Source organism: Paenibacillus sp. W4I10 (assembly GCF_030816325.1).
Taxonomy (GTDB): Bacteria; Bacillota; Bacilli; order Paenibacillales; family Paenibacillaceae; genus Paenibacillus; species Paenibacillus amylolyticus_B.
Window position 1 is genome coordinate 75,665 of sequence record NZ_JAUSXX010000001.1, and the last position, 26,141, is coordinate 101,805.

At 45.9% G+C, this 26,141-nt stretch carries 25 protein-coding genes and 1 pseudogene; 17 read left to right on the top strand and 9 right to left on the bottom strand.

The window, feature by feature from the left end; translation table 11 throughout:
* The first annotated feature begins 12 nt into the window (after positions 1 to 12).
* Positions 13 to 1,050 carry an NAD(P)/FAD-dependent oxidoreductase gene (locus tag QF049_RS00300; protein WP_307534030.1) on the top strand — a complete coding sequence of 346 codons (1,038 nt, stop codon included), beginning with the start codon at positions 13 to 15 and terminating at the stop codon, positions 1,048 to 1,050.
* 150 nt (positions 1,051 to 1,200) lie between these two features.
* Here QF049_RS00300 and QF049_RS00305 read toward each other — a convergent pair whose 3' ends face one another.
* Positions 1,201 to 1,995, bottom strand: coding sequence for an ankyrin repeat domain-containing protein (locus tag QF049_RS00305; protein ID WP_307534032.1), 795 nt, complete (start codon positions 1,993 to 1,995; stop codon positions 1,201 to 1,203).
* Positions 1,996 to 2,045: 50 nt separating this feature from the next.
* Positions 2,046 to 3,017, bottom strand: a complete 972-nt coding sequence (locus QF049_RS00310; protein ID WP_307534035.1) for a phosphotransferase — start codon at positions 3,015 to 3,017, stop codon at positions 2,046 to 2,048.
* A 517-nt stretch (positions 3,018 to 3,534) separates the two neighbouring features.
* Between QF049_RS00310 and QF049_RS00315 the strand changes: the two genes are divergently transcribed.
* The 4 genes from QF049_RS00315 to QF049_RS00330 all read left to right on the top strand — a co-directional run bounded on the left by QF049_RS00315 (position 3,535) and on the right by QF049_RS00330 (position 9,304).
* Positions 3,535 to 5,118 (top strand): PTS transporter subunit EIIC, encoded by a 1,584-nt coding sequence (locus tag QF049_RS00315; RefSeq protein WP_307534036.1) that lies wholly within the window; start codon positions 3,535 to 3,537, stop codon positions 5,116 to 5,118.
* A 9-nt stretch (positions 5,119 to 5,127) separates the two neighbouring features.
* A complete protein-coding gene (locus QF049_RS00320) occupies positions 5,128 to 5,973 on the top strand; it encodes a PRD domain-containing protein (protein WP_307534038.1) in 846 nt (281 codons plus the stop codon).
* A 240-nt stretch (positions 5,974 to 6,213) separates the two neighbouring features.
* Complete coding sequence (locus tag QF049_RS00325; RefSeq protein ID WP_307534041.1) at positions 6,214 to 7,665, top strand: glycoside hydrolase family 68 protein; 1,452 nt, start codon at positions 6,214 to 6,216, stop codon at positions 7,663 to 7,665.
* An 82-nt stretch (positions 7,666 to 7,747) separates the two neighbouring features.
* Entirely contained in the window at positions 7,748 to 9,304 is a 1,557-nt protein-coding gene (locus QF049_RS00330; protein WP_307534043.1) for a glycoside hydrolase family 32 protein, read from the top strand.
* A gap of 83 nt (positions 9,305 to 9,387) precedes the next feature.
* Here the strand turns inward: QF049_RS00330 and QF049_RS00335 are convergent, their stop codons facing one another.
* Both QF049_RS00335 and QF049_RS00340 read right to left on the bottom strand, forming a co-directional pair.
* Positions 9,388 to 9,687, bottom strand: a complete 300-nt coding sequence (locus QF049_RS00335; RefSeq protein WP_307534045.1) for an SDR family NAD(P)-dependent oxidoreductase — start codon at positions 9,685 to 9,687, stop codon at positions 9,388 to 9,390.
* Positions 9,665 to 9,850, bottom strand: a complete 186-nt coding sequence (locus tag QF049_RS00340) for a hypothetical protein (RefSeq protein WP_307534047.1) — start codon at positions 9,848 to 9,850, stop codon at positions 9,665 to 9,667. Before QF049_RS00340 ends, QF049_RS00335 begins: the two co-directional genes overlap by 23 nt.
* Positions 9,851 to 10,060: 210 nt before the next feature.
* Here QF049_RS00340 and QF049_RS00345 point away from each other — a divergent pair, with 210 nt between their 5' ends.
* From QF049_RS00345 to QF049_RS00355, 3 genes are read left to right on the top strand one after another with little or no spacing between them, the layout of a single operon-like run.
* Entirely contained in the window at positions 10,061 to 10,291 is a 231-nt protein-coding gene (locus tag QF049_RS00345; protein ID WP_307534049.1) for a helix-turn-helix domain-containing protein, read from the top strand.
* Complete coding sequence (locus QF049_RS00350) at positions 10,285 to 10,773, top strand: MmyB family transcriptional regulator (RefSeq protein WP_307534051.1); 489 nt, start codon at positions 10,285 to 10,287, stop codon at positions 10,771 to 10,773. Before QF049_RS00345 ends, QF049_RS00350 begins: the two co-directional genes overlap by 7 nt.
* 50 nt (positions 10,774 to 10,823) lie before the next feature.
* Positions 10,824 to 11,411: an imm11 family protein gene (locus QF049_RS00355; protein ID WP_307534053.1), complete on the top strand. Its 588-nt coding sequence runs from the start codon at positions 10,824 to 10,826 to the stop codon at positions 11,409 to 11,411.
* Here QF049_RS00355 and QF049_RS31315 read toward each other — a convergent pair.
* Positions 11,408 to 11,601: pseudogene (locus QF049_RS31315) on the bottom strand (hypothetical protein); the annotation flags it as partial. The gene QF049_RS00355 and the pseudogene QF049_RS31315 overlap by 4 nt on opposite strands.
* Before the next feature lie 305 nt (positions 11,602 to 11,906).
* Between QF049_RS31315 and QF049_RS00360 the strand changes: the two are divergent.
* Complete coding sequence (locus QF049_RS00360; RefSeq protein ID WP_307534055.1) at positions 11,907 to 13,466, top strand: acetamidase/formamidase family protein; 1,560 nt, start codon at positions 11,907 to 11,909, stop codon at positions 13,464 to 13,466.
* A gap of 211 nt (positions 13,467 to 13,677) precedes the next feature.
* Here QF049_RS00360 and QF049_RS00365 read toward each other — a convergent pair whose 3' ends face one another.
* Entirely contained in the window at positions 13,678 to 14,532 is an 855-nt protein-coding gene (locus QF049_RS00365) for a sulfurtransferase (RefSeq protein WP_307534057.1), read from the bottom strand.
* Positions 14,533 to 14,595: 63 nt separating this feature from the next.
* Positions 14,596 to 15,540, bottom strand: coding sequence for a DMT family transporter (locus QF049_RS00370; protein ID WP_307534059.1), 945 nt, complete (start codon positions 15,538 to 15,540; stop codon positions 14,596 to 14,598).
* 222 nt (positions 15,541 to 15,762) lie between these two features.
* Between QF049_RS00370 and QF049_RS00375 the strand changes: the two genes are divergently transcribed.
* The 3 genes from QF049_RS00375 (at position 15,763) to QF049_RS00385 (ending at position 18,398) form a co-directional block, all read left to right on the top strand.
* The gene (locus QF049_RS00375) at positions 15,763 to 16,671 is read left to right on the top strand and encodes a polysaccharide deacetylase family protein (protein ID WP_307534061.1); all 909 of its coding nucleotides are present in this window, start codon (positions 15,763 to 15,765) and stop codon (positions 16,669 to 16,671) included.
* A gap of 40 nt (positions 16,672 to 16,711) precedes the next feature.
* Complete coding sequence (locus QF049_RS00380; protein WP_307534063.1) at positions 16,712 to 17,365, top strand: YkyA family protein; 654 nt, start codon at positions 16,712 to 16,714, stop codon at positions 17,363 to 17,365.
* 142 nt (positions 17,366 to 17,507) lie between these two features.
* Positions 17,508 to 18,398, top strand: a complete 891-nt coding sequence (locus tag QF049_RS00385) for a hypothetical protein (protein WP_307534065.1) — start codon at positions 17,508 to 17,510, stop codon at positions 18,396 to 18,398.
* Positions 18,399 to 18,650: 252 nt separating this feature from the next.
* On the opposite strand, the gene QF049_RS00390 is transcribed toward QF049_RS00385, so the two are convergent.
* Positions 18,651 to 19,823 carry a mannitol-1-phosphate 5-dehydrogenase gene (locus QF049_RS00390; protein ID WP_307534067.1) on the bottom strand — a complete coding sequence of 391 codons (1,173 nt, stop codon included), beginning with the start codon at positions 19,821 to 19,823 and terminating at the stop codon, positions 18,651 to 18,653.
* A gap of 47 nt (positions 19,824 to 19,870) precedes the next feature.
* Positions 19,871 to 20,539, bottom strand: a complete 669-nt coding sequence (locus QF049_RS00395; protein WP_047843848.1) for an HAD family hydrolase — start codon at positions 20,537 to 20,539, stop codon at positions 19,871 to 19,873.
* Positions 20,540 to 21,042: 503 nt separating this feature from the next.
* On the opposite strand from QF049_RS00395, the gene QF049_RS00400 reads away from it, so the two are divergent.
* From QF049_RS00400 to sigK, 5 genes are all read left to right on the top strand, one after another.
* On the top strand, positions 21,043 to 21,969 hold the full coding sequence (locus tag QF049_RS00400; RefSeq protein WP_307534070.1) for an ADP-ribosylglycohydrolase family protein: 927 nt from the start codon (positions 21,043 to 21,045) through the stop codon (positions 21,967 to 21,969).
* A gap of 26 nt (positions 21,970 to 21,995) precedes the next feature.
* Positions 21,996 to 23,243 carry an MFS transporter gene (locus tag QF049_RS00405; RefSeq protein WP_307534073.1) on the top strand — a complete coding sequence of 416 codons (1,248 nt, stop codon included), beginning with the start codon at positions 21,996 to 21,998 and terminating at the stop codon, positions 23,241 to 23,243.
* Between the two features lie 373 nt (positions 23,244 to 23,616).
* The gene (locus QF049_RS00410; RefSeq protein WP_307534075.1) at positions 23,617 to 24,564 is read left to right on the top strand and encodes an alpha/beta hydrolase; all 948 of its coding nucleotides are present in this window, start codon (positions 23,617 to 23,619) and stop codon (positions 24,562 to 24,564) included.
* Positions 24,565 to 24,659: 95 nt separating this feature from the next.
* Complete coding sequence (locus QF049_RS00415) at positions 24,660 to 24,932, top strand: hypothetical protein (protein WP_307534077.1); 273 nt, start codon at positions 24,660 to 24,662, stop codon at positions 24,930 to 24,932.
* 130 nt (positions 24,933 to 25,062) lie between these two features.
* Positions 25,063 to 25,761, top strand: coding sequence for an RNA polymerase sporulation sigma factor SigK (gene sigK / locus QF049_RS00420; protein WP_062329827.1), 699 nt, complete (start codon positions 25,063 to 25,065; stop codon positions 25,759 to 25,761).
* Positions 25,762 to 26,141 lie beyond the last annotated feature (380 nt).

Below are 26,141 nucleotides of genomic sequence, written 5' to 3' on the forward strand. Positions count from 1 at the left end.
GGAGAGTTAGTATTGAATAAACAAAAAATTGTGATCATTGGTGCAGGCATTGTTGGGGCGTGTATGGCCTATCAACTAGCCAAACGAAATCAGGATGTAACTGTTATTGAACGGCACTCAGCCGCGGCGCGTGAAGTCACGGAAAAATCATTTGCCTGGATACATACGACGCATAGAGTGGCTCCTGAATACTGGCATTTGTACGATGCAGCTGTGGAAGAATATCACATACTTCAGCAAGAGTTGTCTGAACTGAAAATTCATTGGCATGGCGCGCTAACTTGGGACACTCCGCCTCTAAGGGAGCAACACTTTCAAAACTTAAACCGGGAGCAGCTTGAGGCATTGGAGCCCAATCTGAAGGAATATCCGGATGAAGCCATGTTTGTCAGCGAAGAAGGTGCGGTGGACCCTATTGCGGTAACGGAGCTGTTGTTGAGCAAAGCGCAAGAGTACGGAGCAAAGATTCAGTTCGACACCAACGTTACACAGCTGAAGCAAGAGGGTTCCCGTCTGGTTGGTGTTCATACGTCCAAGGGTTTTGTGGAGTCGGATGTTGTGGTATTGGCGGCAGGAACAGGTGCACCCGAACTTTGTAACCCGTTAGGTTGTCACGTACCGGTAACTTCGTCACCTTCGATTCTGATTCGGATGAAAACTGCTAATAAACTGATACACACATTAATCTCCAATGCGCAATTTGAAGCGCGTCAACTGACAGATTATACGCTGTTGGCTGCGGAAGATTATATCGACGAGTCGGAGGAAAACGGACCACAGGCGGTCGGTAAGCGAGCTTACGACACATTGCGTCGCAGTCTCAAGCACGGAAATCAACTGGAACTGGAAAGCATAAAGGTTGGATGGAGACCCATGCCTGAAGATGGTTATCCGATTGTGGGCTTCCATGATCACATGAATGGACTTTATCTGACGCTAATGCATTCTGCAATTACGCTGGCGCCGCTGATTGCGAATCTGGCTGCAAGTGAAATTATTGATGGCAAATCAAGAAATGAATTAGACCCTTGTCGCGTCTCACGGTTTTAGAATCACCACACAACGAAAAGTACATCGCTCAAGTGGTGATGTACTTTTCGTTGCGTATATTTATTGGAGTCTTTTATACTTCCCAGTAGCCACCGGATTCTCCTCATAACTAAGTCGCTGGCGATTGGCAATTCCATGCTAGCTATTCTTCTACCTGTGAGTCTCGCTAGCGGATTTGGCACCTTGACTTTCAAGCCACGGGATCAGTTCGGATGAAAAATTACGTTTTGCTGTGTCCAGTGGAGTCATTCCATCCCAGCTGGCTATCCAGTTCAGTTCGGCGCCTCGGTCAAGCAGGTATTCGGCTGTTTCTCTTTGACCTCCATGGCAAGCACACCAGAAGGCAACGGTTACTGCATCGGGAGGAGAAGGGGAGGTGCTTGTTCCCCAAGGATAACGTTCCGGGAGTTTGGCTCCGTTAAAATATTCTTGTATGGCGTGAATATCTCCAAGTGCGGCCGCATGCCAAAGGGCAAAGATCGCACCACGCTCAACCAAGCGCCGTGCTGCATCCCATTGTGCGAAAGCAATAGCATCGTCCAGCGGCGTGCCACCGGCGATCACCGCGCCAGGCGCTTCCGTGTCTGCGCCAGCATCAATAAGGGCATCAAGCACTTGAACGTCATTGGAGCTTGCAGCCCAATGCAAAGGTGTCTCGATGTTTGGACCAACCAAAGGAGCATTCACTTCCGCACCAAACTTGGTCAATACTCGCACGGTATCCGCTCCATGAGGGAAGTGCCCCGGCCAATCCGTCACTACGTGCAGCAGCGTTCGAGAGGTACTGGAGTCTGAATCTACGTTGTCAGGCTTTCTTTCCAATATTCTTATCTTTGCCAATCCCGGATTCTCTGCCAGCAGTTGCTCTAATCTTGGAATATCTCCAGTGTGAATGGCTTGAATAACGCTCACGGCAAGTCTTTCATCTTCGTAAATAAATTCCATGTTCAAATCTCCTTTCAGACTTATATCCATATTCATGTTTGTGGTTCTTATCACATAAGCATCTGAACTGCGCATCTGGCATGATACTCCGCGAGGCCTCTTGCGAATTGCTGATCGGGGAATTGTCTGTGAAGCAGTTTCAATCCTCCTGATATCAAGGACAAATGATGGCAAAATCGATAAAATGTCATCCGCTCCGGGTCGAGATCATTATTTTTTAAGTAGTGATAAAAGTCTCCAAATCGAAACTCCAGAAAGCTATGCTCATGTTCGAGATCGAAGAATCCTGCACCCTCAATATCAATAAGGCATGGTTGCATAGCATGATCTATCCATATATGATCCGGACCTAACTCTCCATGAATGAAACTATAGAGATCTCTGGGTTGAATTGCTGCTTCCAATTCGTAAAGTTTCTCAAGCAGTCTCTTGTTATTTTCCCTTATATCTGTCATGTGCTTGGATGCATAGGATAAGGCTGTTTCGGCATCCAACCGCTGAATTTTGTAGCTAGGTCCAGCTTTTTTGCTGTTATCGTTGGCGTTTCCATAAACATTTCTTTGGATGTCATGCATATTAGACAACATATCCCTGATCCGTTGAAACAACTCATCCCAATCTTTGTGATTTTTATGCTGGAAATAGGCTTCGGCTTTCTGTCCATCTACATACTCAACAAGAGCAAAATCATAAGCATGTCGGACTCTATCGTTATTAAGATCATACAAGATTGGTGTTCGAATTCCATGTTGAGCGAGAAAGCGAGTATTCAAAGAGAAAAGTTCGCTGCCATAGGAACTGTGGAAAGTGGGGTCATTCAAGATCTCTTCCTGAAAATAGTTGCTGGAAATATCCCAAACGTACAGCATACACGTGAAACCATTCGTGCAGTCAATTTTGTAAATGACTTTTTGTGCACCGCCATGAATTCTTGAGCACTGCGTTATGAAGTAACTGGCACCAAATACATTGTGCACATAATCCTGTAATTCTTCACGAGTAAGATGGTTGTTGAACATCATCGACTTATACTCCGTTTCATCTGTATTTTGCCGGCCAGCAACCTAAATATATAGAACATTTTTCCAAAAATATAGACTGTTTCTTTTCGATCTGTTAAAGTGTTGATTAAGGTCTGTATATTTATATGTATATCAAAGCAAGGGGCTGGGTACTCGCGTTCGTGAGTGACCCAGCCCCTATTTTGCATGCAAGTTGACTCTCTATTGACATCAAATGAGACAATGAGATTATACTGTAAAGCAGCTTTTTTCGTTTACATCTAGTCATATTTGGCCTACGGATTACACCGTATAAGCCTTTTACACTCCAGCTCCTGGAATACACTTCGAATTTGGTTTGGACGCTCTGCTAGATCTGGATGAACAGCAAAGATAAGCCATTATCCTCATAGTAGTGGTATTTACTGACCATTGATTTTGGAAAGTGAAGTGGTCACAATAGTAATATTGCCATAAATGACGGAATTGTTATTTTTGAAGAAGATCAATTTTCAATAGATAGATGGTCGATCCTTCGATGTCCGTTAAAGCTAAGGAACAGGGAGGAGCATCCATGCAGCAGGATGACCGGAGTGTCACAAAGAGGCACAGTTCCGCGAGGGTATTGGCCACGAAAATTATTGAATTGTCTGGAGGAACGGACAATATTATCGAAAGCACCCACTGCACGACGCGACTCCGACTCCGATTGCAGAACAGTGATCTGGTGGAACAAGAGCGTCTTGACGGTATACAGGAAATTCAAGGGGGGTACGTTCGTGCTGGACAACTGCAGATTATCCTGGGACCCGCTCTTGTCTCTAAGGTTAATCGTCAGGTGAATGGCATGCTTCAGTTAACTGCTTCGTCCATACCACAAGAAGACAGCCCGAATGGACCTGTCACATCAGGGTTGCACGAAGTGAATCGTACTGATTCCTATCCACTGCCGTCCGAGACTACCACCAGCAGGTCATCCAATGATAAGGGGCTGCATTCACGATCTCTGTTACACAGGTTGATGAACGCATTCCAATTTTTCTCGGATATCGTTGTACCCATTATTCCGCTCTTCGTTGGGGCTGGGCTGCTGTTGGGTCTCTTGGGACTTGCGGGGGCATTCGGTTGGGATGATCCGAGCCAAATGTGGTTCCGGATTCTGTCACTGCTGACGGGCTCAGCGTTCCAGCTGATGGCGGTTCTCTTCGGATACAACACGGCCAAGCGGTTCGGGGGAACCCCGGCACTTGGTGCCGCTGTGGGAATTGTCATGACTCATCCGGGGATTCTTTCGTTCACCGAAATCGGTGGAGAGCCATCCTTGACTCAAGCTGTGCCCCTATCACCACAATTCGGGTATCAGGGAGCCATAGTCCCAACCGTTCTTGCGACGCTAATGCTAACGATAATTGAGAAAGGACTGCGCCGATGGTTACCGTCATCCGGAGCTGTTCTTCTCGTTCCATTTTTAAGCTTTAGCATCGCGGGAAGCCTGGCGGTACTGGTCATAGAACCCCTTGCTCTTGGTCTGGGCCGCTCACTGGGGATTACTCTGGAACACGTCTTCAACTACGGGAGCTTGCTTTTTGGTCTTCTGCTTGGAGGGGTTTACAGCTCCATTGTGATCACCGGCCTTCATCACGGGTTTCAGGCTGTGGAAGTTGGACTGATTTCCAATCCGGATATCGGCTTCAATTTCTTGCTTCCGATCTGGTCCATGGCGAATATCGCGCAAGCAGGTGCTGGTCTTGCAGTGCATGCCAGAACCCGGGACGAAGCATTGAGGAAAATAGCATTGCCTGCCTCGATCACCGCGCTGTTCGGTATCACAGAGCCAATCACCTATGGTGTGAATCTTAAACTTGGGCGCCCCTTTCTGGGTGCCGCTGCCGGAGGAGCCACCGGAGGGGCATATGTCGCTTTTCATCAGGTTGTCGCCAATTCATTTGGGCTAACCGGATTGCCGATGATCGCTTTTAGCGTACAGCCAGGGTTGATGAATCTTGTTCATTATCTCATAGGTTTGGTGCTTGCTCTGGCTACGGCTTTTACCGTTACCTTATTGCTCGGTGTGGATCGTGTTGTTCGACCAGAAGCTGATAAACTTAACGAACAGGCATAGGAGACTAACATGAAGATCAAAAAAATACTTAACAATAACGCTGCTGTGGTTAACGATCATGGAGAAGAGAAAATTGTCATGGGACCGGGTGTTGTTTTCCAAAAAGGAAAAAATGATATTGTAGACCCAAGCCTTGTTGAAAAAGTGTTTGTGATGACTGATCCGAAACAGTACAACCACCTTCAGGAAATGCTGGGCACCCTGCCTGAGGAAGAAATTGCGGTCACGCAGCAGATCATCACATTTGCCGAGAAAGCACTGGGTGTCACGTTTCATGAGCATATCCATATTGCTCTTACAGATCATCTCTCGTTTGCCTTGGAGCGGATTGGCAAGGGAATCGAAATTCGGAATACGCTTCTTGAGGAGATTCGTATTCTCTATCCAAGAGAGTTCCAGCTTGGGCTTCATGCCAAGCGTTTGATCTACGAGAAATTGCAGGTGGTCATCCCGGATGATGAGGTTGGTTATATCGCCATGCATATTCATACTGCCTGGAAGAATGCGGGCATGCACCATAAGGCTCCGGAAAAGACGGCCATGATTAGGGATATCGCGGAAGGTGTAGGACAAGTTGCTGGTGTGCTGGATCGACGGTCTGCGAACTATGAGCGACTTTTGACCCAGCTTGAGAATATGCTGCAAACGGATGAATCAGGTAGACTCCGTAATGAACTGAATCCGGAGCTTGTAGCGATGGCAAAGATGAATTTTACCGAAGCATATACACAGGCCCGCGAGATCGGTGAAATGGTTGAAGAGGATTATGGGTATGCCTTTACCGAAAGCCAACTGGTTGTGATCGCTATGGAGATCAATCGGATAGATCATCGACTTCATCCATCCTCAGAATGATTCGGATGCTTGGTAAACTGAGTCTCTGGTCCTTGATTCGAATCGGGAGTTTCGATCTATAGCCAAGTTTTGATCCGACCATATAGAATAGTTATCGACAGTTGAATATGTCGGGATTGTTACTGGTAAGCAGGCAAGACCTAAAAGTCCGTTGGGATCGGTGTATCCACCATACCCTAACGATTTTTAGGTCTTTTTCTGTTTTCCGGAAAAAAATGACAAGAGAGAGGGTTACATCTAATGAATTTCCAGAAGATGATGAGAAGAATGACAGCAGTAACGTTTGCAACAGCATTATTGGCAGGTGGGGGAGTTTCGGCTTTTGCAAAAGAAAGTTCAGACTACAAAGAGAGCTATGGTTTCTCGCATATTACACGCACAGACGCCCTGAAAATCCCTCAGGAACAAATCAAAGAACGATTCAAGGTTCCTCAGTTTGACGCGTCTACTATCCAAAATCTTCCTTCTGCAAAAGGATATGATGAGAATGGTAATGTCATCGACATGGATGTGTGGGATACCTGGCCACTACAGAATGCAGATGGTACCGTGGCTGACTATCATGGTTATCAAATCGTTTTTGGCCTGGCGGGTGACCCGGATCGGGGATGGGACACATTCATCTATATGTTCTACAAAAAAGTAGGGGACACATCCATTGATGCCTGGAAAAATGCTGGCAGAGTGTTCAAAAACACCGACAAGGATGTTCCCAATGACCCAATTCTGAATCAGCAGGCTGAGGAATGGTCCGGCTCTTCTACGCTAACTACGGATGGCCATATTCGTCTGTTCTACACCAATCGTCATGGCTGGGACCCGGCCAACGGATTTTATGGCAAGCAAACCCTGACGACTGCTCAAATCAATGTCTCCGAACTTACAGAGGACACGCTCAAGGTGGATGGTGTTGAAGATTTCAAGTCGATCTTTGATGGTGACGGCAAAATGTATCAAACCGTGGATCAGGCTTTCAGCGGTGGGGATTATTCCGACAATCATACGCTAAGAGATCCACACTACGTGGAAGATAAAGGTCACAAATACCTTGTTTTCGAAGCCAATACTGGAACAGAGACGGGCTACCAGGGCGAGGATGCATTCAATAACAGGGTCTTCTACGAAGGAAGCAAGAAATTCTTCCAGGCCGAGAGGGAGAGATTGCTGCAAAGTCCTAATAAAAAGTTGGCTTCCTTAGCCAATGGTGCTTTGGGGATCATTGAACTGAATGACGACTATAGCTTAAAACAAGTGATGAAGCCGCTGATTGCATCCAATACGGTAACCGATGAAATTGAACGCGCAAATGTCTTTAAGTTGAATGGAAAATGGTATTTGTTCACGGATACAAGAGGAGCCAAAATGGTTGTGGATGGTGTCGATGCTGAAGATATCTACATGTTGGGATATGTATCTGATTCTCTGACAGGACCGTACAAGCCGTTGAATGGTACTGGACTTGTATTGCATCAAGATCTGGATCCTAAGGATGTTACCTGGACTTACGCACATTTTGCTATTCCGCAGGTGCAAGGCAACAACGTAGTGATCACGAGTTATATGACCAACCGGGGAATGTTTGAAGACCATCATGCTACCTTCGCACCAAGTTTCTTGGTGAATATCAAAGGATCCAAAACATCTGTAGTGAAGGACAGCATTCTGGCACAAGGACAATTAACAGTGGAATAAACAAATTTCACAGAGAGTCTAAAAGAAAGAAAATGTCGATATCTATTGGCATTTTCTTTTTTTTACAAACGAGGTATCTGTTATGAATAACAAAATAAGAAAGAAAATGGTCATATGGTCTGCTGTCTGTGCTGTGATCATGCTCGCTTTCACGGTCATTCCTATCCTGACCAAAAGCGTATGGCCTACAGTGGATACGGGAGTAGCCTCTCCTAGCGCGAGTCTGAGAGCCAGCTTTCATTTTACAACGCCAGACATGTGGAAGAATGATCCCCAAAGACCGATATATCTGGACGGGAAGTACCACTACTATTATCTGTATAACGGTGATTACCCTACAGGCAATGGTACGGAATGGCGTCATGCAACATCGGTCGATCTGGTTCATTGGAAGGATGAAGGAGTCGCAATCCCCAAATACACGAACCGGAACGGTGATCCATGGTCAGGCTCCTTGGTTGTGGATGAGTCAGGTACAGCCGGTTTTGGCAAAGGTGCGCTTGTTGCCATTGTGACACAGCCTTCTGCGAGCAGTGGACAGCAGGAACAATACTTATGGTACAGTACCAATCAAGGGAAAACGTTTAAGTCTTATGGAGATCGACCGGTGCTAAAGAATCCGGGACAAAAGGATTTCAGGGACCCTAAAATCATCTGGAATGAGCAATCCAAGAAATGGGTTATGGCTCTGGCTGAAGGGACGAAGATTGGATTCTACGAATCAGCTAATCTGAAAAATTGGCGATATACCGGCGGCTTCTTCACGGAGAATGTGGGATTGGTGGAATGTCCTGACCTATTTGTGATGCGGGCAGATAACGGAACCTATAAATGGTTGCTCGGCGTAAGCGCCAACGGCAGATCATCGGGTCAACCGAATACCTATGCTTACTGGACCGGAAGCTTCAATGGCAAAGAGTTTGTTCCAGACCTGCATGAACCGCAATGGTTGGACTATGGCTTCGACTGGTATGGGGGAGTTACATTTGAAGATGGGGCAAGCAGTGACAAAACCGATCACCGCTACGCCTTCGCCTGGATGAATAACTGGAGCTATGCCAATAATACGCCGACACTGCAGGAAGGTTACAACGGCATGGATTCGATTGTTCGTGAAATTAAACTTATTACATCAAAAACGGGTCAATATCGACTGACCTCAAAACCGATTGAGTCTCTGGAACAGGCGGTGGTCTCGAAGACTGCCTTTAAACCGATTACAGTGAAGGGATCTCATGCACTTCATGTGACGGGAGATTCATATCAGCTTGAGGCCGATATATCGTGGACCAAGATCAATAATATTGGTTTAAGGCTTCGTGAATCCAACGACCAGAGCCGACATGTGGATACAGGCGTCAATGTAGAAGACGGTTATGTCTATGTGAACCGGGCCTTTACCGGAAATCCTGACAGGAGTGGCCGATACCTGGAGAGTCAGGCGGCATTTGCTTCCGAAAAGAACAAGGTTCATCTCAAGATTCTGGTAGACAAGACCAGTATCGAGGTCTTTGTTGATGATGGTTCATTGGTGCTATCCAATGTCATTTTTCCAAAATGGGATGACCGTGGAATCTCACTGTATGCTGAAGGAGGGACGGCAGTATTTAGCAACATGCAGATGAAGTATTTTGATTAATCGGTAGCATGACGAGAAGCCCGCATCGTTGGATGTGGGCTCCTTTGCATTTACTCTATTCCTCTCCGGTATCCACCGAATCTCTATACACTAAGTCCACCATCTACAGGCAAAACTACCCCGGTAACAAAAGATGAATAATCACTAAGCAACCAAGCGGCTGCGTTAGCAATCTCAATAGGTTCAGCCGGACGTCGAAGAGGTGTCTTAGCACTAATTTGTTCAATAATGTCGGGGTTAATGGAAACCCACTGTTGAATCATATCCGTCATTGTGGTTCCCGGAGCAATTGCATTGACACGGATACCCGCTGGCCCATATTCGACCGCAGCCGTTTGAGTCAGACTGTTTACCGCTCGTTTAGATGCCCCGTAAGCTCCCAATCCCGGATTCCCCTTCAGAACTACCTACGCTGCTGGTGTTAACAATAGAGCCTGACCCCGAAGTCTCCATCATAGCTTTTGCTGCCTCAGCTCCAATGCCTCGCCCCGCACCTGTAATCATTACTACCTTGCTCGCCAACATTTGTCCTGCAATGGTTGTCATATTCATTCTCCTTGCCTGGAATTGTTGATCTCATCAACTGACTTAACTATACTTTGACTATTAAATGGTCACGAGAACCTGCTTGATGGTGGGTTTGCAAGTGATAGGATAAGGGGGAGGTTTTACTTGAACGATAGTGAGCGCCGTTTAGCGCTAGGTAATTTCTTAAGAGATTTACGCTCCTCTCTTTCTCCCCTTGATGTCGGCCTTTTGCCTGGCAATCGTCGTCGCACGCGAGGCTTGCGGCGAGAAGAAGTCGCTGGGATCGCCAACATAGGACTCTCATGGTATACGCGTCTTGAGCAAGGTCGTGATATCCGTCCAGCGGTAGGTGTACTGGACAGCTTGGCTTCGGCGCTCAAGCTGACACCCAATGAGCGAAGGCATCTCTTTCTGCTTGCTGGAGAATCACTGCCTCCTCAATCATTCAGGACATGCTGAATGAATTGAACCCTAATCCGGCCTATGTAATCGGGAAAAAGTGGGATTTTCTCGCTTGGAATAAAGCGGCAGATGCTGTATTTACGATTAATAAGGTGTCACCTCCGCATGACTATAATTTGATGTGGCGCCAATTTACGGATCCTGTGTGGAAAGAGGGATCAGAGGATTGGGAACGTGTCTCAAGGAGAATGATTGCCGAGTTTAGAACGTCAAGAGCACGCTATCTGAACGATGATTCATTCGACAAGTTAATCGAAGATCTGAAGGGGACAAGTGCTGATTTTACAAGGATGTGGCAGTATCACGAAGTGCCAAGCTCCCTTGACGGCTACAAGAGGCTTTTGCATCCTACTCTTGGAGTTATTGAATTTGAGCATGTCACCCTTCAATTTCCAAATGAACCAGATCAGCGAATCATGATTTATATGCCTCAATCAACAACAAAATCCCGTTTAGAGCATTACTTCACGCACGAGTAGACAACCGTAAAAATTGAGAAGTACTTCATCCGGAAAGGAGACATCATTCTTTGAACTATTATTTTCTGGAATCTCAATATCCACGTAGAGGGTTTATTAGTGGTGGAACGATTTTCACTCCCCAATTAGATATGAATTATCTGGCGGTAGAGAACCCGTTGCCAGAGGGGACAACCGCAGAGGTTGAGTTACTATCTTCGGTGCGCAACCTGAATGTAGATTATTTTGAGACAATCACAGGAACAAGACACGTATCAGATCGTTTCAAAACGCTGTTGGAGGAAAAGCAAACAAAGATCCAGTTTATTCCGACAACGGTATGTTACCACGACGGTCGTTCGGTTGAAAAAACCTATTGGACTGCACATCAGCTTGATCGTTTGGATGTTTTCGATTATGAACGTTCGGAATATGGGCGCAAAGCGGTCATTGCTGCTTCTGTACAACAGCCTCCACGTAAGATCGTCAAAGTTGTATCCTCCATCTGCCTTCATGAAGAGCGAATTGGCGAGCATGAATTTTTTATACTGGATTATATAAACATCTTCAAGCCCATTGTTTCAAAAGATTTTTACGAAGTATGCCGAAAACATAAGCTGAATCTAAACGTTACAGAAGTCGGAGAGGTAAGCCCCTAAAATGCATGGGTACAATGAAAGCGCAAAGAAGCCCGCGTCAGACGCGGGTTCTTAGTCTTTATTTTTTCCCCAGTAACCACCGGATTCTCCTCATAACTAATCCAGTCACTCCAGCCTCCGGGATACAACTTCACATTCGAGAATCCCGCTTCTTCCAGTGCAGCACGTGCGGACAGGTGATTATGCCTGAATCGGAGTGTAGTAGTATTCCTACGGCGGGTTCAGAAACATGAATACATACATAATTTTCCTGCAAATTAATTTTATTTGTTCGAATCTCTGAAGAAGGATCCTCAAGTTTACTAAACGTATTTAAGTTTTACATGACTTATTTGTGTTAAGTATATTTACATATAGTTTGTTTTCATAAAGGTTATTTTTATATACAGTTCTATAATGTTATGTTTATTTACAAAAAAATATTGTTGTAAATATATTTATATGTTAGTGTGTATTTATGTTAGGTAATATTACATAGAATAGAGGGGGAGTGTAATGTTTATTAACCGAACCATTAAGAAATTTGGGGTTTCAGTAGGGATTATAAGTATGTTTACATTTGCTCTACCTTCAGTGGGCTTTAGTATGCCGCTGCAACCAACAACCATCGATAAGGTAGAAGGTGATTATTATGTAACGTCTGCGATTGAGAACATTCGCTGGGGATCACTGCCTAATCGAGACAGCTCTCCGATTCTTACTGTACCATCAGGAAGTGCGGTAACATTTGATACGGTATCGCATGAGGGATTGATCGAGGATCAAGGGAGAAATCCAGTGGAGTACTTCGGCAAGTTCGGTATCTCACCCGATGGAGTGTTGGATGATGCGAAGGTAATTGCGGCTTCTGAGATTAAGCATGATTATGTAAAAGACGGACCTCATATTATCACTGGGCCAGTAGCGGTTGAGGGAGCGGAGCCAGGAGATGTTCTTAAAGTAGAAGTCCTTTCGTTGCAGACTCGAGTTCCGTATGGTGTCATTTCTAACCGCCATGGTAAAGGGGCCCTTCCTAACGAATTTCCAGAAAATACAGGCCCGCAAGAGGGAGCTAGCGCAACAAAACCGGAATTATATAATAATGTATCTATATTTACGCCTATTGAAGAAATCAACGGCAATTGGTATGGAGTATTACCAACAAAAGCTGGCAAAAATGTACGTTTCCCAATTAACCCGTTTCTAGGTGTTATGGGGGTTGCACCTAATACCAGTGAAGTTGTGAGTTCGATCCCACCTATTGAAACAGGAGGGAATATGGATATTAATGAGTTGGGTGTGGGTGCAACTATTTATTATCCGATCCAAGTTAAAGGCGGGCTATTCTATACTGGAGATCCGCACTTTGCTCAAGGAGATGGAGAAGTGGCGTTAACTGCATTGGAAGCTTCCTTGAGGGGAACAGTTCGGTTAACGGTGTTGAAGAAAGGTGATCCATCACTACCGCATAGTGGAGAATTCACGCAACCTTTTGCTGAAACAGAGGATTATTGGATTCCAATTGGACTGGACCCTGATTTGGATGAAGCTATGAAAGAATCAGTACGTGAATCGATTCAATTCTTATCCGATAAGCTTGATATGGATAGAAGTGTAGCTTATGCGTACCTATCGGCGGCAACAGATTACGAAGTATCTCAGGTCGTGGACCGAACAAAAGGCGTTCATGGACTCATTCGAAAGACCGATTTCCTTGAATATGTTGACGTTGCCATGAATGTAGGTGGTACGTCAATCAAACCGGTTGTTCATAATGATGAGTTCTACGTACCGATTCGAACCATTTCGGAGCTATTGGGCGGTACAGTAGTATGGGATCATAAGACGCGTACAACGCAAATCAAATTAGGTACGAAAGATATAAGTGCTCAAATTGGTTCAGATGTGTATTCAATTAACGATAAACTAGTGTTCAATAGTAACGTACCAAAGCTTTTAAATGGCGAAACCGTAGTTCCGGTTGCTGTTATTAATGAAATACTAGGTGCTTATGTAAACTGGACGACGATCGACAAGATGTTAACAGCAAATGTATCGTTAAGTAAAAAGCAATAATAGATTTCATTATTCGACCGTGGTGGACAGATGTCCATCACGTTTTTCTGTTATCAAGAATCAAAAAAAAGCTACCCCTTGATGTCTACTTCTGTGCGCTTGTAAATACTTACAGGGTGGTGTTGTTAACTCGATGTTGACTCCGAACATAGAAAAATACATCGCCGGGGCAGATAAGCCACCTGGCGATGTATTCAACATCAATACACTGCTATGCGTCTTTGTGTGCTTCCGCATTACCTGTAGCCACCGAATTCTCATCATAACTGATCCAGTCGCTCCAACTTCCGGAATACAACTTCACATTCGAGAATCCGGCTTCTTCCAGCGCAATCACGTTCGGGCAAGCCGAGACGCCAGAACCGCAGTACACGATAATTGCACCATCCTTGTCCAGCCTACTGAAGCGCTCTTCTAACACCCCAGTATCTGTCCAACGTCCATCCCAATCCAACACATCTTTCCAAAAATAGTTCAACGCCCCCGGAATATGTCCGGCCTTGGCATCAATCGGTTCCTCCAACCCCGCATAACGGCGGGCATCGCGAGAATCGATCAACACAGTACTGCCAGTTACAGAAGCTTGTTGCACATCTTGCACACTTGCCAGCATCTGCGGCTGTACGTTCACCTCAAAGGAAGACGGGATCTGCACGGGCACATCCTGGGTCACCGGGAACTTGGCATTTTGCCAAGCAGAGAAACCTTCGTCCATAATATACACCTGTTCATGACCGATATAGCGAAGCAGCCACCATAACCGTGAAGCATTCATGCCGCCTTGATCATCATAAGCAACAATTCTACTATTGGAGCCGATGCCAGCTTTGGAGAGTCGACTTGCGAGAACAGCCGGATCAGGAAGTGGGTGACGTCCTCCGTGCGCAGACACAGGAGAAGACAGATCTTTTTCCAAATCGAGATAGACAGCTCCTGGAATATGTCCAGCTTCATAGGCTTGTCTTCCAGCCTCCGGCTGACCGAGCAAGAATCGGCAATCTGCAATGACGACATCCGGTTCATACATTCTGGCGAGCAGCCAGCGCATAGATACAACATTTTTCATCAAAATACACCGCCTTATGAGAGTGGTAGAGTCTTTTATTACTATGATTTACGAAAAAATACGTTATACCGTTGTAGGTTCAATAGGCCCTTTTCCCGCAACAGAGGCTTCTGTTGAAGCAATCTGAGGTTTGGTTTTACCATATCGAATGAAGATCCATACCCCGAATATAATGACGACCCCGGCAGACATCTGTAATGCACTGAGGGATTCGCCGAGCAGCATCCAGGCCAGTAATGATGAGAATACGGGTTCCCCAAGTACGCCCATGGATACCGTCGTGGCATTCATATATTGAAGCAGCCAGTTGAAGAGATAATGTCCAAAGATCGTTGGCACAATGGCGAGCAGCAGGAAGATTCCCCACTCTGACGCAGCGTAACCTCCGAACGGATGGCCCATGATCAGATTATATACCGCCAGCGTGCAAGCTGCCACGAAGAACACCCAGAAGTTATACGAGAATGCGCTAAGTCCCGCTCGCAAAAATTGACCCAGCAACATATGGACAGCGACTGCAATTGTGCCAAGTAAAGACAGGATATCACCTTGCAGAGCAGTACCTGCCAACTGGAAATCTCCTGCGCCAATGACGATTGATCCAAACAGGGCGATCCCCATGCCGATAATCATCATGCGGTTAATTTTGGCTTTGAACAGCCATACCGAACCGGCAAGAATCAGTATAGGCTCCAGCGCGAGAATAACTGTGGAACTGGCAACACTGGTGAGCCGCAGTGAACCCATCCAGAGCAGAAAATGAAGGGCCAGCATCACACCGGATGCAAGCAGCAAGCCCCATTGCCGCAGGCTCAGCCGCATCATCTCATGTCTGTATTTCCAGACAAACGGGAGCATCAGCAGATTGGTCAGAAATAGACGGTACATGGCAATGACCGCAACATCTGCGGTAGACCAGCGTACAAAGATCGAAGAAAAAGAAATGGCGATAATGCCGACAAAGAATAACAGATAGATGGATCTGCCGGCACGGTTCAAGCTTGTCATGGGTGTAGCTCCTTCTTGAAGTCTGATGGCGTAAATCACTTCATTATACAGGAGAAGGTAACCGCAGGAAAGATAAAGAGAACGAAGAGATAAGTAGATTGTAACCGGGCTTGTAACTATTCTGTCATTCTCCCGATCCATTTTTCTATTAATCTTCTATATAGAGACATGAAACGAGATAATATACCAATAATCGGGAAAAAATGAAAGTAAGGAAGTGGCATGACAGTGAGAGTTCAACAAGAGAGAGCGGGAGAACGTGGCAGTATTCCGCCTAGCACAAGTCGCACGAAAACACATAAACGAAGAAAAATCCGGTATGGAAGGGTAAGCATAGCTCTAATGCTTCTGGTTCTGTTCGTTACCGGTATTACATATGTATTCCTTGGCATGACGCATTGGATCAAAAGCGTTGTGGCGCCGCCTCCGATTACTGTAATAGAACAGCCCGCCAAGCTCGGCATGATACAAGTTACTCCGGATGCGAAGGAGGAACCGGCACGGTTCCAGGGTCAGGTTCGAAAATTGGCATACATAACGTTTGATGATGGGCCAACTGAATATACAGAACAACTGCTGGATATTTTGAAGCAGCATGAGGCAAAGGCTACCTTTTTCATGATCGGACGTCAGTTGAATCAGCATCCGGAAGCAGTGAAACGGCTGTTGAAAGAAGGCAGTTATCCTGGACTCCACAGCATGACACATAACTATAAAAAGCTGTATAAGAGCGGCAACTCGGCAAACTTTGTGAAAGAATTCAAGAAAGAGCAGAAGATGGTGCAGGACCTGATTGGTTTTACGCCTCATCTGATTCGTGCACCATATGGCAGCAGTCCACAGATCGGTGAAAAGTTCAGAGGTGACATTGCTGCGGCCGGGTTCAAAATGTGGGACTGGACGACAGATTCGCTTGATTGGAATCTTCCCGGTCAGCCGGATAAGATTGTGGCCCGCGTGAGCAAAAGTGTACATCGGGATAAGGAAGTGATTCTGATGCACGAGCGCGAGCAGACTGTTCAGGCTTTACCGCGTATTCTGAAGCTACTCGAGGATCGGGGTTACGAGTTCGAAGTATACGATCCGGATGCACACTGGGTAGCCAATTTTAGCGGAGATAGCCGCTTGTAATAGATCAACAAGATGATGATGCAAGAGAGGAAGGACTTGAGTGCTAACGAGTAAAAAAGTGGCGCTTGCGGCAGTTAGTGTATTGCTAATTCTGCTGGTAAGTGGTTGTGGAGATCCGCAGGAGCCTGCGGCAAATCAGATAAACCAATTGGTGCTCAGTGGTCAGGAGATCGATCAGAGTTTGAAGACGCTGACCAGTCATGAGCAGGAAGATATGAAATTATACAAGTCTATTTTGGACAAAGGTAAGAACAAAAACAGTGATCTCGAAGCACTGCTGGATCAGGCAGCAGGTCATATTCATGAACGAAGAACGTTGTTGAAGCAGGCGGAAGAGGCCATGAAACAGACCAACGAGAAGATGGTGGCCCTGCGCAGTTCATTGAAAGAACTATCATTTGAAAAAGAAGAAACGTTGGCACAGGCTGAAAAGGTGCTGGATCAATATGAAGCAAGAGCGCGTGCACTGGAAAATTTTGTTGCTTCGTATCAGTTGAGTCTGAATGCCGATGAGCAGTTGTATGATCTGATGAGAGAAAGTGCAGAACCTAATCTGGTTAAGATTAAACGAGCCATTCGGGTACGGAATAGCGAATATGCGAAGCTTGCTGAATTCCGCAAGCAATTTAACCTCCAGACCAAAGCATTTAACGGAGCCAATGCCAAGCTGGTACAGATGGATCAGGCCAGCTAAGTCGAGAAACTCAGCACCTGTTCAGACATTTTGCATGATTGAGCTGCCTGTCTCCCGTGTAAGTACTAGTATACAGCCAAGCCAATGGATGAGAAGCAACATGGACAAGCATCATTGCGTATAAGCTAACGGAGGTGTTCATATGCGAAAAGGAAATACAATGAAAGTCAGTGCATCATTCCTGATTTTACTTATGGGATTCGCACTTGTGGCCTGTGGGAACAGTAATCCTGCTGCACAGCCACCGGTGAATAATACGGAAGAACAGTCACCAGCACCGGAGCAACAACCAAATGAAAGTGCTGCAATAGAAGCAGAAGGTATTCTGACCGGCTGGGCTGATCCGCATACCGTTGAGATTCGAGTGAATGAGAAGCCGATGTCATTCCAAGTGAGCGAAGATCTGCAGAAGTCTCTGGATGATATCGATGACGAAGATTCCGTTCGTTTCAAATATGTAGAGAAAAAAATTGATGCAACAACAAAACAGTTGGTACTTACAGAGATTGCAAAGATGGAATCGAGTGATGACAATAACGGTTCCAATGCAGGCGGTACAGTAACGTCCGATCGTCCGAAGACATCAGAGCTGGAAGTGACGGTAGAAGGAATGACCGAGAAACGCCCAGTGACACTGGCACAAGCGAAAGGTTATTCACTGTATGTGTTTGAACCGATGGCTTTTGATGCGGAAGACCATGAATTAACAATGAAGATTGATCCGGATTATGAGGTAGAGATTGAGAAGTTGCCGGCGAATTACAATCTGGATGCGCTGAAGATGGATGCTAAGGAAGAGTTGTCCGAGACCGGAGAAGTGAAGCAGTTAACGGCTGAACAACTCAGCAACGGCCCGATGAAGGATGCAAGATTGTACATGATGTCCCAGAATGATAAGAAGACAGAGTATTTTATTGTGAAAGAACTGGACGGCAATGGTTTCATTTTCCACATCCAAGCACCTATTGGTGAACCTTCGGAAGGTTTCCTGCCAATGGCATATGCATCCCTCAATTCCATTATGAATGAGTAGAAAAGGGATGAGCCTGCAAGGCTGAGCCAAACGATGTAGTAAATTAAAAAGATTTCCTAACAGCGTGTTTCCTTGAGAGAGGAGATGCGCTGTTTTATTAACGTTACTACAATACAGATAGAATGTGCCGTGCCACGCCGTGCATAGACAAAGAGCCGGAAAGAGCGATGCGGCTGCATAGGTTCCTCCCGGCTTCTTAGCCGTGCTTCTATTCAGTTTGCAGGATCGAACCCATGCCCTGATCAGAGTTACTCAGGTCAGTATAGTCGATTCCTTGCGCCCTCTAAGTTCTTGATAACGGGCGATTACATTCTGATGAACGGGATGTTCGTCGGGAATTCCCATGCGTTCACGAATGAAGGCGGAGACGCCATCTTCGCGAATCATGTGTTGTAGCTTCATGGCTTCCTCGTCGCGTTTGTCATTAAACAGCATTGCGGCCGCCATAGCAGAAGTTAAATGAGGAATTTCAATTCCGAATTCACTGGCCTGCAGCGCTGGGCGAACAAGCCGATCATGAGGCGAAAGCTTGCGAAGGGGGGAACGTCCAACCCGGGTGACCTGATCCGTCAGGTTGGGATTGGCGAAGCGTTCCAGTATGGTGTCGATATATTTGTTATGCTTCTGTGCGTTGAATCCATGCTTCTGGATGAGCATCTGACCCGTCTCTTCCATAACATGGCGTACCTTGGCCCGAAGGGTGGAATTACTCATGACCTGTCTAATCGTGTTGAATCCTTCGATATAGCCGAAGTATGCGGCGACACAGTGGCCTGTATTGACCGTAAACATTTTACGCTCAATATAAGGTTCAAGCGAATCCACATAGTGGACGCCATCTATTTTCTTAAATCCATCCAGAAGTGCTGGACGATGAACGACCCATTCGTAAAAAGGTTCAACAGTGACCTGCAGCGGGTCTTTGTGGTTTTGAGCCGGAACAATCCGGTCCACAGCTGCATTGGGGAAAGAAACATAACGTTCGGCTTTTTTGCGAGTTTGTTCATCCAGAAATGGATAGATGCGTTTCTTCAGCCTGGTGCTACCACCGATGGCATTTTCGCAAGCGATAATATGCAGTGGAGCCTGATTATTGTTTTTCATGCGAAGTTGAATGCCTTTGGCGATCGGCTCGGCGATATCTCCGAGTGCAGATACACCCACCGCGGTTGTGATCACATCGGCTGAAGCGATCTCTTTAGCAACCAGATTTTGCTCATTCACATTGATCGCCGTCACGTTGTTGACAATCGTAGTGTCCTGATCGTTATTGGCAAGTGTAATCGGATATTCCTGTCTCTCTTGAAGCATGGAGATTTTCTTCGGGTTACGTGCGACAAAGCAGACTTCGTAGTCGGAAGCGGACAACATATGACCGATAAAACCGCGGCCTATATTGCCCGCACCAAAATGTACAGCTTTCATGTGTGAACTCCCCCTTTAAGGATTAAATCGCGAAATTCGTGCAGACCTTAGACGGTAGTGACGAGTGGCTTCGAAATCAAATCGTTAAATGTAAGGTCAGTCAAGCAAGACAGCCGTTGGTGAGGCATATCGAATTCCAGTGTTCCTGTAATGGTATTCGAGATGACTACGCAGTGCATACCAGCCGCAGCAGCTGCACGCGCGCCGTTAGGTGAATCCTCAATCGCTACGGCTTCGTCTGCAGTTACTCCAAGGGCTTCAAGCGCTTGAGTGTAGAGTTCCGGGTCAGGCTTCACATTTGCAACATCATCTGCCGTACGAATGACTTCAAAATAATCTTTCAGTTTCAGTTGTTCCAGATGCTGTTCAACCCACTCACGTTTGGAGCTGGATGCTACAGCCAGTTTCAGTCCGGCTTCACGAGCTTGTTCAAGATATTCCTGAATACCAGGACGCACCTTTTCTTTGTTCATCAATGCAGCGTGCTGCAACTGAACGGATTCCCTGAACGCTTCCCGATCGATCGGAAGATTCAAATCTGTGATGAGGTACTCATACGGATTAAATGTTTTCAAACTGGTACCGATGCATTGTGAATACATCTCCAGGGTTAGATCCACGCCGTGTTCCTTGTAAGCATCACGAAAAGCAATATACCATGCTGTCTCTGTATCAATAATCGTTCCGTCGAAATCAAACACCAGTGCCTTGATCATAAATTTGTTCCTCCTGTTTCAGAATTAGTTTGGGGATAAAACAAAAATGAAAATTTCCTGCAAATTTTTTCCCTGTATTCATTAACCTGCGGGATATTAGTTAACGCAATAAACCGAAAAAGAATATTAATTTGGGAAAAAATATGCGTTTGAAGCTAATAAAACCGTAACATAGGACAAACCGAGGGGTCAAGCGCGTCATGATTGTTTACATTGAAAGTTTTCATATGTATGATTTGTTTTCAGAAAATGATGAACGTTGCAAACCGTTAACCCTTTTGCATGTAAGCGGTGTACTGAATAAACTGTATTTTCAGCTCAAAAAAATAAAACTTTTTTTATGAAAATTTGCTATTTTGGCCGTTCTACAGCTTTCGACACTTTTATAATAGAAGAAATGGAGATTAATTTATTGGATTTTATTAGCTTTACGCCAGATCAGGCCCTGTGGGAGAATGGAAGAAAGATTCTGAAAGTATATGGAGTAAGGGAGGAAGACAAGCATGTTGCAAAAGGACCGTTTCAATGGCTGCTTCATCGGGCTTGCAGCGGGTGATGCGCTCGGAACTACCGTGGAATTCAGCAGCCCGGGCACATTTGAACCTGTAACGGATATCGTGGGTGGTGGCGTATTCGGGCTGGAGGCAGGGCAGTGGACAGATGATACGTCCATGGCTCTATGTCTGGCAGAAAGTCTGGTACGTAATGAAAACTTCGATCCTGCGGATCAGATGCGCAGATATACGAATTGGTACAAGGTCGGGTATATGAGCAGTACAGGCGACTGCTTCGATATCGGCGGGGCCACGCGAAGTGCCTTGGAGAGATTTGAGATAACCGGGGAAGCCTACAGCGGATCAACTGACCCGATGACGGCGGGCAATGGCTCTATTATGAGGCTTGCTCCTGTCGCGATGGCTTACGCCAATCAACCAAACGAGGCGGTCCACTATGCTGGGTTGAGCTCCCGGACAACACATGCTGCAACGGAAAGTGTGGAAGCATGTGAAGTGCTAGCCGCCATAATTGTTGCTGGTCTGCGCGGAGCGGACAAAAACGTCATGCAGATGCCGGAGACATGCAGACAGTGGAGGGAAGAACCTACTTTTTCACCCGCTATTGAAGAGGTTGTTATGGGTTCCTATCAGAGCAAAGAACCGCCGGAAATTAAGGGCAGTGGTTATGTGGTTCGTTCACTTGAGGCAGCACTATGGGCGTTCCATAAGTCGTCAAGCTTTGAAGAAGGCGCGTTGTTAGCTGTTAATCTGGGTGATGATGCGGACACTACAGGTGCTGTGTATGGGCAGATCGCAGGTGCTTATTATGGACTGAGTGGTATTCCGGCACACTGGCGGGACAAGCTGGCCATGCGTGAAACGTTCAAACAACTAACAGATGCCTTGTGGTTGAAGGCGACAGAAAATCGTTGATTAAGAGACAGGAGAAGAGAACATCTATGAGCACGACTGGACACAAAACAGAATTAGAGGCTTCGCAGTCTGGTAAACGAGGGGCATTTCCATTGTCCCTGTTATGTCTGACGATTGGAGCTTTTGCGATTGGTATGACTGAATTTATCATTATGGGCCTGCTGCCCAATGTGGCAACAGACTTAAATGTAAGCATTCCGCAGGCAGGACAACTCATCACGGGATATGCGCTTGGTGTAGCAGTAGGTGCGCCGATTTTAACCGTATTTACGCACAAGATTCCACAGAAGAAACTGCTGGTATTGCTCATGTGCATTTTCATTATCGGGAACGCATTGTCTGTCATTGCTCCGACATACGGGTTGTTAATCTCGGCACGGATATTAACGGCATTTGCTCATGGTACGTTCCTTGGTGTAGGTTCAATCATGGCTACGCGGCTTGTTGCGCCCGAGAGAAGGGCAGGAGCGGTATCGGTTGTTCTCGCGGGGCTAACGATTGCCAACATTATTGGCGTTCCGTTTGGTACGTTTATTGGGCAACAGCTCGGATGGCGGTCATCTTTCGGGGCGATTACGATCTTGGGCGTCATTTCGTTGATTGGTATCATTCGTTTCATCCCCGTCCTCCCGCATGGAGCACCAGCGAATCTCGGACAGCAATTCCGGAATCTGGTTCGTCCCCAAGTATTATTGGTTCTGCTTGTTGGAGCGATGGGATGTGGGAGTCTATTTGCCGTGTTTACTTACATCACGCCCATGCTTGTGGACATTAGTGGTTTTGCCGAACAGAATGTGACCTGGATTCTGGTATTGTTTGGCTTCGGTGTTACCTTGGGGAACATGGTTGGCGGCCGTCTGGCGGACTGGAAGTTGATGCCTTCCCTAATCGTCAATTTTGGGATACTGGCCGTGCTTCTGGCTGCACTTACACTTACCCTAGAGAATCCTTATCTCGCGGTAATCACCATATTCTTCTGGGGTGTAGCGGCTTTTGGTATTATGCCAGGATTGCAGATTCGAATCATGAATATGACCCGCGAAGCGCCGCTGCTGGCGACAACATCAAGTCACTCCGCATTTAACCTGGGGAATGCAGGTGGTGCCTATCTGGGCGGGTATGCAATTACCCACACGGGTCTTATATCCGTACCTTTGTATGCCGCAGTTATTGCCGGATTAGGCTTGCTAGGACTGCTCTTCAGTCTGTTCATGGAGCGTAAACATCATGGGCCAGAGGTTGCCCAGGTTGCAGAGGCAGCGTCGGCAAGCTGAATATGGAATCGGTTCGCCTCAATTCTTCCGTTGAACACGGAGAGTTGAGGTTTTTTTATATCATGATGAGATCCGGAGTAGGGGAGCGAATAGACGGTCTGGTGGTGTGAAGAAGTATACTTTTCAAACTATAAGATATAGTTATTTAAGTTTTTTGATGATGTACAGGCCTTGTGAGGTGATATAATAAAGATGTAATTGGAATTGATTGTAAATTATGGATCGCGAATGTTTACTTCCGTATTCATGCGTGGAAAGGAGGAACTTCGTTTTAAAATGTAAGGGCTTTCAATTGGGGTTTGTGTGTATCTGAAAGACCTGTTATGAGGTTCGTACACGGTTTAAAATCATATTCCAAAGGAGATTGATATTAATGAAAAAACGTCTGTCCAAAATTCTTAGTCTCTCCATCACAGCAGCACTCCTTGTACCAACGATGGCGTCTGCAGCCGATATGCAGGAAACTGCAGCTCCAACCCCCATTCAGGCGGTTGTAGATCAGGGAGCGACCGGCACCATGGATAATACCGGGCAAAATGCGCTGGCTAACACTCCGGTGGTGCCGGCACCACCGGGTTATGATGGCTATCGAAACAATATTCCGCACGGAAATACCAATCTGATATCCTATTACTCCACAACGGTAGGCAATACACGGAAAGCGACGGTGTATACACCGCCAGGATATTCTCCGAATAAAAAGTATAACGTTCTGTATCTCCTGCACGGCATCGGCGGGGATGAGTATGAGTGGGTCAATGCAATGAAACCAAAGAACATTCTGGACAACCTGTATTCCGAAGGTAAGTTGTCCCAGATGATCGTTGTCATGCCGAATGGCCGTGCCATGAAGGACGATCGTCCAGTCGGTGACATTTTTGCTCCGGACAAAGTGGCTGCGTTTGAACGGTTTGAGCAAGACCTGCTCAAGGATCTGATTCCTCATATCGAGGCCAATTATCCGGTGTACAAAGACCGCAATAGTCGTGCGTTGGCCGGTCTGTCCATGGGTGGTGGGCAGTCGCTTAACTTCGGATTGAAAAATCTGAATACCTTCGCCTGGGTAGGGGCATTCTCGGCTGCACCGAATACGCAATCTGTATCGCAGCTGGTTTCCAACCCGGGACAAGTCGCTAGCCAACTCAAATTGTTGTGGATCTCCTGTGGATCAAGTGATGGTCTGTTATGGGTCAGCCAGAATTTCAAAAATGGCTTGAGCAGCATGAACATTCCTCATACCTTTTATCTGGATGTAGGTGGACACGAACCATCTGTCTGGAACAGCGGCTTGTATCAATTCTCTCAACGCATTTTCAAGTGAATAACCGGAATTCATATTGGATGAGCTGCAGCCTCAGTTCTGTTTCTTATAGAACTGGGGTTTTTGTTATGAATCGAGTCATCTAAAAGGAGCACATGGGTATTTTTAATTTTGGGGAGGGGGTTAATGAAAGTGTAAGTAATGGTTTAATTTATTACATAGATAGTGTTATGAAGGAGAGGGATATGATGTTCTACTACAAAGGCGCGTTTCGGGAAACGGACAATGTGATCTATTTTAAAAGCGATGTTTCATTAGCTCAGAATGATGTTGTCCTATGTGGAGAAAAGAAGTATTTTATCGAAAGTGTGGAAAAAGAATTTCTCCTGCTTCAGCGGGTGGGTTCCATTGTTTCTGTGAGTCTGTGAAATCTTCGCAAGATCATCCCCTTTTTCAAGTGTACGTGCACTTCTGGGCCTCTGCCTACATACAATAGATCGACCCTGTTCCCACACGTGCTCAGGCCAGATCGTTGTAAAACTGCAGGAGGTGTCATCTGTGCCCGGATTGTTTACCGCAATTGCTCTATTCATTAAAGAGTTAACGTTACTTGTCTCGTATGTCAAAAATAATGCGTTCCCCCAGCCACTGGCTGAGGATGATGAAGCCAAACATTTGCGCCTTATGGCTGAAGGCAATGCTCACTCTCGCAATCTGCTCATTGAACACAATCTGCGCCTCGTCGCGCATATCGTCAAGAAGTTCGACAATACGGGTGAAGATCAGGAAGATCTGATTTCCATCGGAACCATTGGTTTGATCAAAGCCATCGAAAGTTTTCAACAAGGCAAAGGCACGAAGCTTGCCACATTTGCTGCAAGGTGTATTGAAAATGAGATACTTATGCATCTGCGTTCCCTGAAGAAAACACGCAAAGACGTATCGCTGCATGACCCCATAGGTACGGACAAAGAAGGCAACGAAATCACACTGATCGATATCCTCGGAACAGAAGCCGACGACGTTGTAGATAAAGTGCAGCTCAAGATTGAAAAAAGCAAAATCTATCGCAATCTCGACATCCTGGATGATCGGGAGAAGGAAGTTGTAATCGGTCGATTTGGCCTGGAAGCAGGCGGAGAGGAACGAACTCAACGTGAAATTGCGAAGGAACTGGGCATCTCACGTTCTTATGTATCACGGATTGAAAAACGAGCGTTAATGAAGCTGTATCATGAGTTTTATAAGCAAAAGTAGTTTTTGGTTAGACCAGAGGGCGCCTTTATCGGGAGCCCTTTTTACTGTGAAGATACTTAAATTGGATCTAAATAGTATTAATTATTTGGGGTTATGACCTAAATAAAGGAATTTCCATTCCCGTTGAAGAATATCTTTTACACTGACCAATTTAATATATAAGGAGTAAATCATAATGAAGCAGCTTTTTCAGAAAACTCCACTGTGGTTTTTGTTAATCTGGATTGTAGGATTTATGATGATTGTGTTCAACTCGTTCCAATCAAACTCGGGTACCATTAACTTGCTTGCATTATTCATAATTAATGTTGCTAATGCTATTCGAATTTGGAAAAATGAACGTTCGTTAGCAATTACCTTTTTAGTTGTTGCCACTCTAT

What these genes read in the sequence shown, in the direction of transcription:
- QF049_RS00395 (WP_047843848.1), bottom strand. Translation starts at nt 20,539, where the DNA reads ATGATCAAGGCACTGGTGTTTGATTTCGACGGAACGATTATTGATACA.
- QF049_RS00405 (WP_307534073.1), top strand. Translation starts at nt 21,996, where the DNA reads ATGAGCACGACTGGACACAAAACAGAATTAGAGGCTTCGCAGTCTGGT.
- QF049_RS00360 (WP_307534055.1), top strand. Translation starts at nt 11,907, where the DNA reads ATGTTTATTAACCGAACCATTAAGAAATTTGGGGTTTCAGTAGGGATT.
- QF049_RS00315 (WP_307534036.1), top strand. Translation starts at nt 3,535, where the DNA reads ATGTCCGTTAAAGCTAAGGAACAGGGAGGAGCATCCATGCAGCAGGAT.
- QF049_RS00375 (WP_307534061.1), top strand. Translation starts at nt 15,763, where the DNA reads ATGACAGTGAGAGTTCAACAAGAGAGAGCGGGAGAACGTGGCAGTATT.
- QF049_RS00390 (WP_307534067.1), bottom strand. Translation starts at nt 19,823, where the DNA reads ATGAAAGCTGTACATTTTGGTGCGGGCAATATAGGCCGCGGTTTTATC.
- QF049_RS00310 (WP_307534035.1), bottom strand. Translation starts at nt 3,017, where the DNA reads ATGATGTTCAACAACCATCTTACTCGTGAAGAATTACAGGATTATGTG.
- QF049_RS00340 (WP_307534047.1), bottom strand. Translation starts at nt 9,850, where the DNA reads ATGACAACCATTGCAGGACAAATGTTGGCGAGCAAGGTAGTAATGATT.
- QF049_RS00320 (WP_307534038.1), top strand. Translation starts at nt 5,128, where the DNA reads ATGAAGATCAAAAAAATACTTAACAATAACGCTGCTGTGGTTAACGAT.
- QF049_RS00415 (WP_307534077.1), top strand. Translation starts at nt 24,660, where the DNA reads ATGGGTATTTTTAATTTTGGGGAGGGGGTTAATGAAAGTGTAAGTAAT.
- QF049_RS00330 (WP_307534043.1), top strand. Translation starts at nt 7,748, where the DNA reads ATGAATAACAAAATAAGAAAGAAAATGGTCATATGGTCTGCTGTCTGT.
- QF049_RS00385 (WP_307534065.1), top strand. Translation starts at nt 17,508, where the DNA reads ATGCGAAAAGGAAATACAATGAAAGTCAGTGCATCATTCCTGATTTTA.
- QF049_RS00400 (WP_307534070.1), top strand. Translation starts at nt 21,043, where the DNA reads ATGTTGCAAAAGGACCGTTTCAATGGCTGCTTCATCGGGCTTGCAGCG.
- QF049_RS00305 (WP_307534032.1), bottom strand. Translation starts at nt 1,995, where the DNA reads ATGGAATTTATTTACGAAGATGAAAGACTTGCCGTGAGCGTTATTCAA.
- QF049_RS00365 (WP_307534057.1), bottom strand. Translation starts at nt 14,532, where the DNA reads ATGAAAAATGTTGTATCTATGCGCTGGCTGCTCGCCAGAATGTATGAA.
- QF049_RS00410 (WP_307534075.1), top strand. Translation starts at nt 23,617, where the DNA reads ATGAAAAAACGTCTGTCCAAAATTCTTAGTCTCTCCATCACAGCAGCA.
- QF049_RS00370 (WP_307534059.1), bottom strand. Translation starts at nt 15,540, where the DNA reads ATGACAAGCTTGAACCGTGCCGGCAGATCCATCTATCTGTTATTCTTT.
- QF049_RS00325 (WP_307534041.1), top strand. Translation starts at nt 6,214, where the DNA reads ATGAATTTCCAGAAGATGATGAGAAGAATGACAGCAGTAACGTTTGCA.
- QF049_RS00350 (WP_307534051.1), top strand. Translation starts at nt 10,285, where the DNA reads ATGCTGAATGAATTGAACCCTAATCCGGCCTATGTAATCGGGAAAAAG.